The organism is Nitratireductor arenosus (assembly GCF_009742725.1).
GTDB classification, from domain to species: domain Bacteria; phylum Pseudomonadota; class Alphaproteobacteria; order Rhizobiales; family Rhizobiaceae; genus Mangrovimarina; species Mangrovimarina arenosa.
Genome location: NZ_WPHG01000001.1, coordinates 1,113,034 through 1,126,121 on the forward strand (window position 1 = coordinate 1,113,034; position 13,088 = coordinate 1,126,121).

Sequence of the window (13,088 nt, forward strand, 5' to 3'; positions counted from 1 at the left end):
TATGAAGAATTTGACCAGCGCCGAATTCGCCGTGCTGAGCCTGCTCGGCGAGGCGCCGTGCCACGGCTACGAGCTCGAGCGGCTGATCGAGGAGCGGGGATTGCGCGAGTGGACAGAAATCGGTTTCTCGTCGATCTACTTCCTGCTCGACAAGCTGCGAAAGTCCGGGCTGGTCGAGCCGCTTGCCGGACATGGCGGCGGCAAGTCGAAGCGGCCCTTCCGTCTCACAGGCGGCGGCGAGCGTGTGCTCGTGAACGAGACCCGACGAACGCTCGCCGAACCGCAGCGGCACTATCCGCGCCTGCTGCTCGGCCTGGCGAACTGGCCGGCGATCGGGATGGCGCAAGGGACCGCCGCGCTGGCCGCTCGCGGCGAGGCACTGCAGGCGGAGGCGCGGCGGCTTGCCGCGATCCGTGACGGCCAACAACCCCGTCCTGTTTTCGTCGACGCGATGTTCGACTACGCGATCGGCCAAATCGAGGCGGAAATGGCGTGGCTGCGTGGAACGGTATCACGCATGGAGACGGCGATGGACAAGATCGATTTCAAGAGAACGCTGAAGGCGCTGTACCGGCCGCCGGCCGGCGAATGGGTGGAGGTCGACGTGCCGCGCCTGTGCTACGTCATGATCGACGGCGTCGGCGACCCGAACAGCTCGGGCGATTATCGACGCGCCGTGGAATGGCTTTACGCGGTCAGCTATGCCGCGAAATTCGCCGCCAAGACCAGCCTCGGCAAGGATTATGTCGTGCCGCCGCTCGAAGGGCTGTGGTGGGCGGACGATCCGCGAAGCTTCATCGACCGCCGCAAGGAGGAATGGCGCTGGACGATGATGATCATGGCGCCGGACTTCGTCGACAAGGGACTGTTCGAGGGCGCGGTCGCCAAGGCGTCGCGAAAGTTCGGCGCGCGCCCGGAAAGCCTGAGGCTGGCGCCTTTGGAAGAGGGGCTTTGCTTGCAGACGTTGCATATCGGCTCTTACGATGACGAAGGGCCGGCGCTGGCCCGGCTTCATGGCGAGCTGATGCCGTCGCGCGGCTACGAATTTTCCGGTCCGCACCACGAGATCTATCTCGGCGATCCGCGAAAGGTCGAACCGTCGAAGTTGAAGACGATCCTGCGCCAGCCGGTACGGCAGGCCTGACGCGTTCCCGCCGCCTGCTTGCGAAGAGTTTCCGCAACCGCTGCGGACCGACTATTGCGCCGCGCCGAAATATTGTTCGCGCAACGCCTCGACCCGACCGTTTTCATGCATGCCGAGAAGCTGGATGGTTACCGGGCGCGTCAACGCGCTGCCATGGGCGAGCCCGAAACCGTATTTGTCCGGTTCGAAGATTGGCCCCACCACATCGAAAGCCTCCTTCGGGTGGCTATGCGTGAAATATTCAAGCACCGGCGCGTCACCGACGATAGCGGCGACCCGATCGTCTCGCAAAGCTTCCGCCGCGGCGTCCAAATCGTCGAACGAACTGTGAGCGATCGCGGTTTCGCGCACGAATTCCTCGGCCACGCTGCCGGTGAAAACTCCGACGCGCTTGCCGGGAAGATCCTCAAGGCTGTTGATCTGGCTGGTGAGCGAAAGCGTGGTCATCACGCTCGTCACCGAGGAGGTGACATAGGCAAGCACTGCAATGCCACACACCAGCCACAGCGCCTGCCACATGCGGCCGATCCAACCGAACAGGTTCTTGCGTGACGGCATTTTCCCCGACGTCGCCACTGACATGACCGAATGGAAACTTTCGGCCAGACCGTCGCGCCACCGGCGTGGAAAGTTCGCGTCGAAGCGCCGGTCGAAAAACGTCAGAAGGATGGTGGCCGCGACGATGACCAGCGCCAACCATCCATAGGCGCGCAGATGGCCCGAATCGCGCAGCCCGGCGACCACGTCGCCGAATCCGGCGCTTCGGTTTTCGGCGACCATGATCCGCAGCCCGGCGTCGAACCAGGGATGGGTGAAGTCTATGCGCTCCGCGCGCTTGCGCGTTATGGTGAGGTTGGTGACCGCCACATCGACGGACCCGTCCGCGATCGCGTCGACGAGAGTGCGAATGGACGGGAAGGGTTTGTAGCTGAAGTCCAGCTCCAGCTGTTCGGCGATCTCTTCCCACAGATCTATCGCCATGCCTTCGTAACCGTTCTCTGCGGCGATGACGAATGGCGGACTGGCATAGACCCCGACGCTGAGCCGGTCTGCCGGCGCGGTCCCCTCCTGCACGGAAGCTGTCGTGACCGCGCCAAGCAGAAGCAGCATGGCCAGCATCCCACGCCCGAGAAGTACGCGAAGGATCGTGGTTTTACGTCTCTCCGCGTATCCGCGGCAGGGTTGTGATGTCGACAGGAGAGCCATGACGCGGTGCTATAAACGAACCGAATCGGCATCTCAACTCTTTCATCATCGGACAGCTAGTCGGCTAAAATTTTCTCGGACCGGCTATGGCAACAAGCGATGACGGGGAGCCGCCCATCCCTGTGCGGCGTTACAGAACTGTCATCATCCTGACATTCCATATTCACGCGGCTTCGCTAGCGGAATTCCCACAAAAGGCGAAAACCGCCACGCGGGAAAGCAAGCATGCTGAAGATCCTAAAGGTCACGCGGCGCTTCGGCAAAAAGATCGCCGTTGACGGTGTCGATATCGAGATTGGTGACGGCCAGATGGTCGGCATCATCGGCCGTTCCGGGGCGGGAAAATCGACCCTGCTGCGCATGATCAACCGGCTGATCGACCCGACAGAGGGGGCGATCTCGTACGCCGATCGCGAGGTTTCCGCCTTGCGCGGGGCCGCCTTGCGGGCCTGGCAGCGCGACTGCGCGATGATCTTCCAGCAGTTCAATCTCGTGCCCAGGCTCGACGTGGTTTCCAACGTCCTGCACGGCGTGCTCAATCGCCGCTCGACGCTGTCGACGGTTTTCAGTCTCTACCCGACCGAGGATATTCACACCGCGATCGATATTCTCGACCGGCTCGGCATCGCCGATCACGCGGCAAAGCGCGTCGAGGCGCTCTCCGGCGGTCAGCAGCAGCGCGTGGCGATCGCGCGGGCCCTGATGCAGGATCCGAAGGTCATCCTCGCCGACGAGCCGATCGCCTCGCTCGATCCGATGAACGCCCAGATCGTCATGGACACGCTGCGCCGGATCCACGACGAGGACGGCCGCATGATCGTGTGCAATCTGCACACGCTCGATACCGCCCGTCGCTATTGCGACCGCGTTGTCGGGATGCGTGACGGCGCGATTGTGTTCGACGGCGTTCCGGACGAGCTGACCACTTCCGTCGCACGACAGATTTACGGTGCCGGTGAAAGCTTCTCGGAGGCGTCCACCTCGACGTCGATCGAGGTGCTTGAACCGATTCGCGAGCCGGTTCGCGAGCCAGCCTACGCAGTCTGATCTGAACCCCTGCGCGAAAGATCGTGCAGATTTCCAGCGAACATCAGGAGTAACGAGCATGAAAAAACTTATCGCAGCCCTGCTTACCTCGGCCGCCCTTGCGGCGCCGGCGCTTGCCCAGGACCAGGTCTCCGAGTTCCGCATCGGGGTTCTCGGCGGTGAAAACGCGCAGGACCGTATGACGTCGAACGAATGCGTCCGTGCCTATGTCGAGGAACTGCTCGGCGTCGAGACCAAGGTTTTCACCCCGGCCGACTATGACGGCGTCATCCAGGGCCTGCTTGGCGGCACGATCGACATGGCCTGGCTTGGCGCCTCGGCCTACGCCAAAACCTATCTGACCGACCCAGAGGCGGTTGAGCCGGTGCTGGTGAAGACCAATCTCGACGGTTCGTTCTCCTACCACTCGGTAGGCTTTGCGCGGAAGGATTCCGGCATCGCTTCGCTCGCCGACATGAAAGGCAAAAAATTCGGCTTCGGCGATCCGAACTCGACCTCCGGCTATCTGATCCCGTCGATCGAAATTCCTGATGCAATCGGCGCAACGATGGACGATGGCGTCTATTTCGACGAGGTGGTGTTCACCGGCGGTCATGAGCAGACGATCGTCGCGGTCGTCAACGGCGACGTCGATGCGGGCGTGACCTGGGCCGACGGCCAGGGCGCCTGGGAAGACGGCTACAATTCGGGCGCTTTGCGCAAGGCCGCCGATTCGGGCATCGTCGACATGAACGACATCGTGGAAATCTGGAAGTCGAAGCCGATCCCGGAAGGACCGATCGTGCTGCGCAGGGCCCTGCCGGCCGACGTCAAGGAGAAGGTCACGGCGTTCCTGAACGGCCTCCACGCCAAGGACGAACAGTGCGCCTACAACATGGCTGCGGGCGAAACCGCGGGTTTCGAACCCATCGGGCATGACGCCTACGAATCGATCATCGCCGTTCGCCGCGCCAAGACAAACTGATTGTCCAAGGTTTCGGGACGGGCCCTGCCAGGGCCCGCCCGTTTTTTTTGAAAGATTTCAGTGATGACCGACATCGCGCTACGCGGCGTTGACGGCCTCAAGGTGGATTATTTGGCGCTCGTGCGTCGCCGCCGCATGTATTCCGGTCTTCTGCTCGTCTTATTCGTTGCGCTGCTTGCCGGCGGCTTCGGTCTCGCCGACAGCCGCAACGCCGGAGGCTTCTGGGGCGGCCTGACGCAGATCTTCGACTTTCCCGTCGAACTGATGCGAGAGGCGATAGACAAGGGCGCCGCGCTGCCGGCCAATCTGTGGCGTTACCTGCCGGCGATGATCGAGACGATCAACATCGCCGCGGTTTCGACCCTGCTTGGCGCTGTTCTGGCGGTTTTTCTTTCGCTGCTTTCGACACGCGGCCTGGCGCGCTGGCCGCGGCTCATGCCGCTGTTCCGACGTGTGATGGACACGATGCGCGCGATTCCCGAAATCGTGATTGCGTTGGTGCTGATCTTCGTTCTGGGCGGCGGCCCGGTGCCGGCCATGATCGCTATCGCCTTCCACACTGCCGGCGCGCTCGGCAAACTGTTTTCGGAAGTCAACGAAAACGCCGACCTCAAGCCGATCGAAGGCCTGTCGTCGGTCGGCGCGTCGTGGTTTCAGCGCATATGGCTGGGCGTCCTGCCGCAGGTCATGCCCAACTATCTCTCCTATGCGCTGTTGCGGTTCGAGATAAATGTGCGTGCCTCCGCCATCCTCGGCTTCGTCGGCGCCGGCGGCATCGGTGCCGAGCTTCGTGTGGCGATATCCTGGGGCACCGGCCGCTACGATGCGGCCGCGGCGATCTTCCTGCTCCTGTTTCTGACCATCGTCGCCATCGACCAGCTCTCGAGCCATGTCCGCAACCGTCTCGTCGGGGGGCATTGATGACCACGCTGGATGCCGGTTTCGATCTGGCGCTCGCCAAGCGCGACGCGGTGCGACGCGCCTTCCGCAAGCGCATGCTCACCTTCGGGATTCCCGCGGCGGTGCTCGCCTATCTCGTCTATGTCGCCATTGCCTTCGACATTGCCGGGCTGGCGGGTCGCGCGCGCATGGACAATGCCCGAATTCTGCTTGCCGACATGGTCAGCCACAAGGTCCACGTGACGCGCGACAACCGTTTCGACAAGACGACGGTGGCCATCGAGGGCGAGAACAAGGGAACCTTTGCCGACGATCAATGGCCGGCCTGGGTTGTGCGCGAGGGGGCTTCGACCGCCGTCGCGCTTGAGGCCGGCAACGTGGTCCGTTTCGACCCGGACGCGGTCCGCTTCGACATTCCTGATTACGGGTTGTTGGAAATAGTCCAGGATCGATCGGGTATCGCGATGAAAACGCCTGCGGGCGCGACCCCCGAATGGATCAATGCCTCCTCCTCGCGCGTTACCGTCACACGACCCGAGGGACGCCTTACCGTCACCAAGACGAGGGCGGAAGTGTTCCGCTATTTCGGCGGCTGGGAGCTGTTCTTTTTCACCTTGGACAGCCCGTTTCACGGCAGGAGTTGGGGAGAACTCGCCGCTCTCGCCGTGTCCGGTGAGCGGGTGCGCGCGGGCGAATCGAACCTTGCCGCGATGGCGTCCGACGTCTGGAACAACGCGATGTGGCGCCACAAGGACGTCGCCTGGGCGATTTTCGAGACCGTGCTCATGGCGTTTCTGGGCACGATGGGCGCGGCGATCGTGGCGGTACCGCTCGCTTTCGCCGCAGCGAAGAATTTCGCGCCCGCTCTTTTGGTCCGCTTCGGCATGCGGCGTGTTTTCGACTTTCTGCGTGGCGTCGACGGGTTGATCTGGACGATTATCCTGTCACGCGCATTCGGACCTGGGCCGCTGACGGGTTCGCTGGCGATCCTGTTTACCGATACCGGAACGTTCGGAAAGCTTTTCTCCGAGGCGCTCGAGAACGTGGATCAAAAGCAAATCGACGGCCTGCGCTCGACGGGCGCGAACGTGGTGCAGCGCAATCGGTTTGGCGTCATCCCGCAGCTTGCCCCGGTGATTGTCAGCCAGGTCCTCTATTATCTCGAATCCAATATGCGCAGCGCCACGGTGATCGGGGCTATCGTCGGCGGCGGCATCGGACTGTTGTTGACCCAGGCGATCCAGACGCAGAAGGACTGGGAAGAGGTCACCTATTATATCGTGCTTACCCTGCTGATGGTTTCGGCAACCGATATCCTGTCCGGCTGGCTTCGCTCGAAACTGATTGGCGCACGTTAGGTCGTTCAACCGAAGACGATCGGCCAAACCCCGTCATGGTCGTGGAGTTTGGCCGGTCGTTGCCGAGCGATATCGCGCGCCGACACTTGATCGCGTCCGGCGCAGCGGGCTAGGTTCCGGCTCGGCGTCGACCGCGTTTTGTATCGTCGGCAGAACCCGGCCCTTCGTCAAACTGTCATGCAAATCACCTAATGGATCGCGCCTGGCAAGGATTGATGCATGCGTTACGCTGTTTATTTCACGCCGCCGCAGGACGCGGCGCTGACCCGCGCGGCGTCGTCCTGGCTGGGACGTGACGCCTTTTCCGGCGCGCCGGTCGCGCCCGCCCGCGCCGGCGATCTGTCGGCGGTCGAATTGGCCTTTCACACCGCCTCCGCGCGCCGTTACGGTTTCCACGCCACGCTGAAGGCGCCGTTCACGCTCGCGTCGGGCAAGACAGAGGCCGAACTCGTCGATGCCGTTGCCGCCTTTGCCGGCCAATGCGCGCTGGTACGGTTGCCGCGCCTGGTCGCGCGCCAGCTCGACGGGTTTTTCGCCCTCGTGCCGGCCGAACGTCACCCGCCGCTCGACGCGCTGGCCGGCGCCGTCGTGCGTGCCTTCGAGCCGTTCCGCGCGCCGTTGGCGGGCAAGGACATCGCCAGGCGCAATCCGGCCGCCATGACGCCGGCGCAGGTCAAGAACCTGCACCAATGGGGTTATCCCTACGTGTTCGAGGAATTCCGCTTTCACATGACGCTGACCGGCCGCGCCTCGGGTCACGAGGCCGAGCGCCTGGCATCGGCGATCGACGAGCATTTTGCGCCGTTTTTATCCGCACCCCTCGAAATCGCCTCGATTGCGCTGTTTGTCGAGCCCGAGCCCGGCGCGCCCTTCAGCGTGCGCGCCTTCCACCCGATAGGCCGCTACGACCAGAGAAAGACCGCCTGAGATGAGTGCCGAAACCATTTTCTCCAATGCCCGCATCGTGCTGGCCGACGAGATCGTCCACGGCGCGGTGGCGATACGCGACGGCAAGATCGCCGACATCCAGCCCGGCGGCGCGGCGGTCGGCGAGGATTTCGGCGACGACTATCTCATTCCCGGCCTGGTCGAGCTTCACACCGACCATCTCGAAGGCCATTACGCGCCGCGGCCGAAAGTGCGCTGGAACCCGCTCGCCGCCGTGCTGGCGCATGACGCACAGGTCGCGACTTCGGGCATCACCACGGTCTTTGACGCGTTGCGGATCGGGCTCGACGAGGATTCCGACATCGTGGCCAAGGATATGCGCAAACTGGCCGACGCGATCGAGGACGGGGTACGCGGCGACCGGCTGCGCGCCGACCATTTCATCCATCTGCGCTGCGAGGTCTCGTCCGACGATTGCGTCGACAGTTTCGGCCTTTACGACGACGATGAGCGCGTGCGGCTGGTTTCGTTGATGGACCACGCGCCGGGTCAGCGTCAGTTCGTCGACCTGGAGACCTATGCCAGCTATTACAAGCGCAAGCTCAACCTGACCGACGAGGCGTTCCGCGAATTCTGCGAAAAACGCATGGAGCAGTCGCGGCGCAATTCGCGCCGCCAGCGCGAGGCGATCGCTGCCGCCTGCCGCGCGCGCGGCATCGTGCTCGCCAGTCATGACGACGCGACCGACGTCCATGTCGGAGAGGCGATCGAGCAAGGCATCCGCGTCGCCGAGTTTCCCACCACGATGACGGCCGCCGCCGCGTCGAAAAAAGCGGGAATGGGTGTGCTGATGGGCGCGCCCAACGTCGTGCGCGGCGGCTCGCATTCGGGCAACGTCTCGGCGCGCGAGTTGGCCGAAAACGACTGTCTCGACATCCTGTCGTCCGATTACATCCCGTTCAGCCTGATCCAGTCGGCCTTTTTCCTTGGCGAGGTCGTCGACGCCATCTCGCTGCCGCGCGCCGTCGCCATGGTGTCGAAAAATCCGGCCGACGCCACCGGTCTGACCGACCGCGGCGAGATCGCCGTCGGCAAACGCGCCGACCTGGTGCGCGTGCGCGTCGACGAGCACATTCCCGTCGTCCGCTCGGTGTGGCGCGAAGGCCGCCGCGTGGCATGACCGACGCCTCGACCGTACTTCGTGCCCGTCTCGATCCGCGCGCGCGCCAGGGCGCCTTCGTTGCCGTGGTTGGGCCGAGCGGCGCCGGCAAGGACACGCTGATGTCCTATGCGCGCGGCCGTTTGTCCGGCGCGGACGGGCATGCGGTCCATTTCGCGCGCCGGGTGATCACCCGTGCGCCGGACGGCGGCACGGAGGACCACGACACGCTGTCTGCGCAGGCCTTTGTGGAGGCCGAGGCCAACGGCGCCTTCGCCCTGTCCTGGGTCGCGCATGGCCTGCATTACGGCCTGCCGGCCGTCGTCGACGACAAGATCGCCGCCGGCGCCACCGTCGTTGCCAATCTGTCGCGAACCGCAATCCCCGCGCTGAGGGCACGCTATCGCAACGTCGCCGTCGCCTTCGTCACCGCCGCGCCGGCGATCCGGGCCGCCAGGCTGGCGGCGCGTGGCCGCGAGACACAGGAAGAGATCCTGGCCCGCCTGGCACGCGCAGCCGCCGGCGAGGACGAAATCCCTGCACCGGTGAACGTCATCCGCAACGACGACACGCTCGAAGCCGGCGGCGAGGCGCTTTTGGCAGCGATCCGCATGGCCGGCGAGCTGGCCCGGGCGCCGCTGGATCTGTAAGCCGCCGCCACGCGCGCGCGGTCCTGGGCATTGCGAAAATCTCAACCGTCGAGCCGAAGGACGTGATTGTCCCAGACGAGGTTGACATGGCCCGGCGCGCCGCGCGCCGGGCGGATGTCGCCGGTACCGGTCGTGGCGAAAAACCCGCCGGCCTGCGCGGCGAGACCGCACACCTCGTTGAGACGCTTTCGGCCAACGAGCCGGCCGCTCGCCGCGTCGAATGTCGCCAGCAGATTGCCGCGTGGTGAGGTGACGGCGACCCTGTCGGTGACGCGATTGCAGGCGACCGAGCCGACATAATTGCCGAATCCCGCCCAGGCCTTGCCCGGCAGATCGAGCAACCTGATCGCATCGCCCGGCCTGGCAAGGCCGACCAGCGGCGGGGCGTCGCCGGTGGCGCCTTCATACTGGCAGCCGAACCAGCACCGTCCGGCGCCGTCGATCGCCATGTGGCGGATCGAAAGCTGATGCAGGTCCGCGGCAAGCCGGTGTTTTTCGACCAGCGTGCCGTGGATGCGGTCCAGGAAAACCAGCGAGGGTCGCATGGTCGCCAGATTGAGCTTGGCGCGGCCGAAATCGGGATGGGTCTCGATACCGCCATTGGCGACCGCCAGCGTGCGCCCGTCCGGCATCAGGAGCAGTTCGTGAGGATCCATGCCGTGCGTGTCGAATTCGCCGACACGACGGAACCCGTCGGTCGCGTCATAGACGCCGATCAGACCACGCGCGGCCTCGAAATCGTTTTCGGTCGCGTAGAGCAACCGCCCGTCCGGGGAAAAGACGCCATGGCCGAAGAAATGCCGCCCGGGCGCGGCCTGGATCGTCACCGGTTCGGCGCGACGATTAAGATCGAAGATCACGGCGAAGTAACCCGGCCGCCGCGCAAAGGCGACCGCGCGCCGTGCGGCTCTGTCGCAGGCGATGTCGTGGCCGCGGTCGGGCAAGGCGACGCGCGCACAGATCGTGCCGTCGTCGGCTAGCAGCGCTACGCCGAAGCGTCCGTCGCTGTCCTTGTAGGCCGCCGCGAAGGCGGCCTGTTGTTCCGGCCTGGCCAACGCGCGCGGCGTGCCGATCCAGGCCAGGAGCCAGGCTCCGGTCGCCGCAAGCAGGTCGCGGCGGTCGAGCAGGGGCGCCATCAGTCGCCGTCGAGCGAGGAAAAGCCGGCCGTCAGCCCGTAGGCGGCGGTCAGATGCTCGCTGACGAGCTGCGACAGGCTGGAGGAAACGACGCGCACGAAGGCGAGCTTCTCACGGGCTTGCGCGTCGGCCAGCGTATCGGCGATGCGTTCGGGCACGTCCGACAGCGCGCCGTCGGCCTGCGCGAACTCGAACCGGATCGAAGCAGCTATCCACCGATCCTCCGCTGCCAAATGGTCGGCGAAACCGGCCTTGTCGAACAGGTCCCGAAGCCCGTCGAGATTGGCCCTGATGGTCGCGACCGTCAGACCGGCGCGCCACAGCAACGCCCGCTTTGGCCGGTCCTTGTCCGGCGTCTCGCCCAGAAACCCGTTCAGGCGCACGTCGCGCAACTGTTCCAAGCCATGGATCAGCATATCGGTCACTTCGCCGAGCGCCTCGCTCTGGTCGCGAAACAGCGCGTTGTCGGGACCCGGTTCGGCCAGTTGGCCGGCAATACCGTCATTGTCGGCCCAGCCGGCGGTGATGTCGGCCGCGATTTTCGCCAGGTTCGCGCCGATCGCGGCACCGTACCGGCAGCGAAAACCGTCCGCCCCAGCAAGCTCTTCGGCGCCGGTTCCATAAAGCACGTAGTCGAGCGCGCCGAGCCCCTGAACGGCCACGCTCTTTTGCGCCAGCGCGGCGGCGTCGGTCGCCGTGTCGTCGCGGGTCGCCAGGATCGCCTGGACCTGCCTCAGCCCGATGCCGCGCCGGTCGGGCCAGAACAGGATGCGCTCCAGCCGGTTTTGCGCCCGCACCGGGCCGAACCCGACCATTTCGATCGATGCCCAGGCGAGCGCGGTGTCCCGAAAGGCCGCGCGAGCCGTTTCCAGTTGCGCCGGACCGGGTGCGTCGCACAATGCCCGCACGTCTTTTTCCAGCGTCTCGGCCGCAGTCTGCAAACGCGCGTAGCCCGGGCGGATCACCGCGTCGATCGCCGCGCGTGCGATCGCCACGGCCGGCGCGGGTTCGCCGAAGGCAGTGGCCGGCAGCGCCAGACCGAGGCAGAGCGCGAGGACAAGCGGACGTATCATCACAGCGTTTCCAAAAACCGGATCAGCGCGGCGCGGTCGTCGGCATTAAGGGCGGCGAAGCCGTCGCGGGCGGCCTCGCCCTCGCCGCCGTGCCACAGGATCGCCTCGGTCAGGTTGCGGGCGCGCCCGTCATGCAAAAAGAAGGTGTGGCCGTTGACGGTCTCCGTCAGCCCGATCCCCCATAGCGGCGGGGTGCGCCATTCGCCGCCGCGCGCGTCGCCGACGACCTGCCAGTCCGCCATACGCGGTCCCATGTCGTGCAGCAGGAAATCCGAATAGGGCCAGATCAGCTGGAAGGCGTGCGCCTTATTGGGTGCGTCGCGCCGGGTGACGAATTTCGGCCGGTGGCAGGAGGCGCAGCCGAGGTCGTAGAAGACCTGCTTGCCGTTCAGTACCTGCGGGTCGTCGACATCGCGGCGCGCCGGCACGGCGAGATTCTGCGAATAAAACGTCACCAGGTCGAGCACCGGATCGGGCGCCTCGCTGTCGCCGAGGCGCGGCTGAACGCCGGTCGCGGCAGCCAGGCAGTCGGCCTGGCTGGGGGTGCAGTCGCCCCAATGGTTGGGCAGGTCGGGCGAGGAAATGCCGATATCGCCGGCAAACGCTTCCGCCGACTGGCGGCGGATCGACGGCGTCTGCGCCTTCCAGCCGAAGCGGCCGAGCACCAGCGCGCCGCTTGCCGGATCGCGCACGATATTGGGTTTCCCCGATATCCCGTCGCCGTCGGCATCGTCGGGATCGGCAAGACCGAGAATGTCGGCCGGGTGGATTTGCTCGATCAGGCCGAGGCCGATCATCGGCGGCGTCACCCGCGGCGACAAGGTGGTGCTGACGTCCATCGGCCCATAGGCAAGATCGCTCACCGCGTAGTCGGGCCGGCGCATCGCGACATCAGTGCCGTCGGCAAGCGTGACGGTGAACTCCTCATAGGTGACGACCATGCGGCCTTCGCCCTTGAGGCCCGGCACGGCCAGGTCCTGGAGCTGGCCGCCATAGACTGGATCGGGCAGGTTGAGCAGGGACTTGTTTTTTAGCAGCGCCTGTTCGTCGGGCGTGCGCGGCGCGCGCGACAGACGCAGGAACATCGAGGTCGCGTCGCGGTCTCCCTCCGGCGGATGGCCGCGCCCGTCCTTCAGATGGCAGCTCTGGCAGGCGCGCGCGTTGAACAACGGTCCGAGACCGTCGGAGGCCTGGGTGGAGGAGGGCGACGACACCCACAATTTGCGAAACAGCGCGTTGCCGAGCTTGAACGTGCCCTCTTCCTCGAAGCTGAGATTGGCCGAGGCGTGGGAAAACGCGTCCTGATTGACACGCTTGCGCGAGGTCGCCGCCCCGCCGGGCAGCGCCTCGTATTTCTCGGCCGCGGAAAAATCCGTCGTCGGCCGGGTAACGGCCTCGACGCGCTCGATGTCGGCTGCCGTGAGGTCGTCGCGGCTCGTGGCCAGGCCGGTCTCGCCGGCAGCCAGGCCCGGAAGCGCGGCCGCGCCGAGCGCGGCAACAATGAGCGCCGGGCGGATTGGACGCATGCGACGGGACAGAAGGGTCAGCGGTCGCATGCGTCCA

The 13,088-nt window shown here is 65.3% G+C and carries 12 protein-coding genes; 8 read left to right on the plus strand and 4 right to left on the minus strand.

Annotated elements, in window-relative coordinates:
* Nucleotide 1: 1 nt before the first annotated feature.
* Nucleotides 2-1,144 carry a GyrI-like domain-containing protein gene (locus GN330_RS05395; RefSeq protein WP_156711594.1) on the plus strand — a complete coding sequence of 381 codons (1,143 nt, stop codon included), beginning with the start codon at nucleotides 2-4 and terminating at the stop codon, nucleotides 1,142-1,144.
* 51 nt (nucleotides 1,145-1,195) lie between these two features.
* Here GN330_RS05395 and GN330_RS05400 read toward each other — a convergent pair whose 3' ends face one another.
* Nucleotides 1,196-2,254, minus strand: a complete 1,059-nt coding sequence (locus GN330_RS05400) for a transporter substrate-binding domain-containing protein (RefSeq protein ID WP_156711595.1) — start codon at nucleotides 2,252-2,254, stop codon at nucleotides 1,196-1,198.
* 321 nt (nucleotides 2,255-2,575) lie between these two features.
* On the opposite strand from GN330_RS05400, the gene phnC reads away from it, so the two are divergent.
* The 7 genes from phnC (at nucleotide 2,576) to phnN (ending at nucleotide 9,316) form a co-directional block, all read left to right on the plus strand.
* Nucleotides 2,576-3,397 (plus strand): phosphonate ABC transporter ATP-binding protein, encoded by an 822-nt coding sequence (gene phnC / locus GN330_RS05405; RefSeq protein ID WP_156711596.1) that lies wholly within the window; start codon nucleotides 2,576-2,578, stop codon nucleotides 3,395-3,397.
* Between the two features lie 58 nt (nucleotides 3,398-3,455).
* Complete coding sequence (gene phnD / locus GN330_RS05410) at nucleotides 3,456-4,361, plus strand: phosphonate ABC transporter substrate-binding protein (RefSeq protein WP_156711597.1); 906 nt, start codon at nucleotides 3,456-3,458, stop codon at nucleotides 4,359-4,361.
* Between the two features lie 63 nt (nucleotides 4,362-4,424).
* Nucleotides 4,425-5,282 carry a phosphonate ABC transporter, permease protein PhnE gene (gene phnE / locus GN330_RS05415; RefSeq protein ID WP_156711598.1) on the plus strand — a complete coding sequence of 286 codons (858 nt, stop codon included), beginning with the start codon at nucleotides 4,425-4,427 and terminating at the stop codon, nucleotides 5,280-5,282.
* Entirely contained in the window at nucleotides 5,282-6,619 is a 1,338-nt protein-coding gene (phnE, locus tag GN330_RS05420) for a phosphonate ABC transporter, permease protein PhnE (RefSeq protein ID WP_156711599.1), read from the plus strand. Before phnE (GN330_RS05415) ends, phnE (GN330_RS05420) begins: the two co-directional genes overlap by 1 nt.
* A 219-nt stretch (nucleotides 6,620-6,838) precedes the next feature.
* Nucleotides 6,839-7,546, plus strand: a complete 708-nt coding sequence (locus tag GN330_RS05425; protein ID WP_156711600.1) for a DUF1045 domain-containing protein — start codon at nucleotides 6,839-6,841, stop codon at nucleotides 7,544-7,546.
* A 1-nt stretch (nucleotide 7,547) separates the two neighbouring features.
* Nucleotides 7,548-8,687 (plus strand): alpha-D-ribose 1-methylphosphonate 5-triphosphate diphosphatase, encoded by a 1,140-nt coding sequence (locus GN330_RS05430; RefSeq protein WP_156711601.1) that lies wholly within the window; start codon nucleotides 7,548-7,550, stop codon nucleotides 8,685-8,687.
* On the plus strand, nucleotides 8,684-9,316 hold the full coding sequence (gene phnN, locus GN330_RS05435) for a phosphonate metabolism protein/1,5-bisphosphokinase (PRPP-forming) PhnN (protein WP_156711602.1): 633 nt from the start codon (nucleotides 8,684-8,686) through the stop codon (nucleotides 9,314-9,316). The genes GN330_RS05430 and phnN overlap by 4 nt, the downstream gene beginning before the upstream one ends.
* 41 nt (nucleotides 9,317-9,357) lie before the next feature.
* Here phnN and GN330_RS05440 read toward each other — a convergent pair whose 3' ends face one another.
* From GN330_RS05440 to GN330_RS05450, 3 genes are read right to left on the minus strand one after another with little or no spacing between them, the layout of a single operon-like run.
* Complete coding sequence (locus GN330_RS05440) at nucleotides 9,358-10,452, minus strand: DUF1513 domain-containing protein (RefSeq protein ID WP_246188503.1); 1,095 nt, start codon at nucleotides 10,450-10,452, stop codon at nucleotides 9,358-9,360.
* Complete coding sequence (locus GN330_RS05445) at nucleotides 10,452-11,525, minus strand: imelysin family protein (protein WP_156711604.1); 1,074 nt, start codon at nucleotides 11,523-11,525, stop codon at nucleotides 10,452-10,454. Before GN330_RS05445 ends, GN330_RS05440 begins: the two co-directional genes overlap by 1 nt.
* Nucleotides 11,525-13,081: a di-heme oxidoreductase family protein gene (locus GN330_RS05450; protein ID WP_156711605.1), complete on the minus strand. Its 1,557-nt coding sequence runs from the start codon at nucleotides 13,079-13,081 to the stop codon at nucleotides 11,525-11,527. The genes GN330_RS05445 and GN330_RS05450 overlap by 1 nt, the downstream gene beginning before the upstream one ends.
* Between the last annotated feature and the right edge of the window lie 7 nt (nucleotides 13,082-13,088).

Coding starts and splice junctions, on each gene's coding strand:
- phnD (WP_156711597.1), top strand. CDS start 3,456: ATGAAAAAACTTATCGCAGCCCTGCTTACCTCGGCCGCCCTTGCGGCG.
- phnC (WP_156711596.1), top strand. CDS start 2,576: ATGCTGAAGATCCTAAAGGTCACGCGGCGCTTCGGCAAAAAGATCGCC.
- GN330_RS05440 (WP_246188503.1), bottom strand. CDS start 10,452: ATGGCGCCCCTGCTCGACCGCCGCGACCTGCTTGCGGCGACCGGAGCC.
- GN330_RS05445 (WP_156711604.1), bottom strand. CDS start 11,525: ATGATACGTCCGCTTGTCCTCGCGCTCTGCCTCGGTCTGGCGCTGCCG.
- GN330_RS05395 (WP_156711594.1), top strand. CDS start 2: ATGAAGAATTTGACCAGCGCCGAATTCGCCGTGCTGAGCCTGCTCGGC.
- phnE (WP_156711599.1), top strand. CDS start 5,282: ATGACCACGCTGGATGCCGGTTTCGATCTGGCGCTCGCCAAGCGCGAC.
- GN330_RS05450 (WP_156711605.1), bottom strand. CDS start 13,081: ATGCGACCGCTGACCCTTCTGTCCCGTCGCATGCGTCCAATCCGCCCG.
- phnE (WP_156711598.1), top strand. CDS start 4,425: ATGACCGACATCGCGCTACGCGGCGTTGACGGCCTCAAGGTGGATTAT.
- GN330_RS05425 (WP_156711600.1), top strand. CDS start 6,839: ATGCGTTACGCTGTTTATTTCACGCCGCCGCAGGACGCGGCGCTGACC.
- GN330_RS05430 (WP_156711601.1), top strand. CDS start 7,548: ATGAGTGCCGAAACCATTTTCTCCAATGCCCGCATCGTGCTGGCCGAC.
- GN330_RS05400 (WP_156711595.1), bottom strand. CDS start 2,254: ATGCTGCTTCTGCTTGGCGCGGTCACGACAGCTTCCGTGCAGGAGGGG.
- phnN (WP_156711602.1), top strand. CDS start 8,684: ATGACCGACGCCTCGACCGTACTTCGTGCCCGTCTCGATCCGCGCGCG.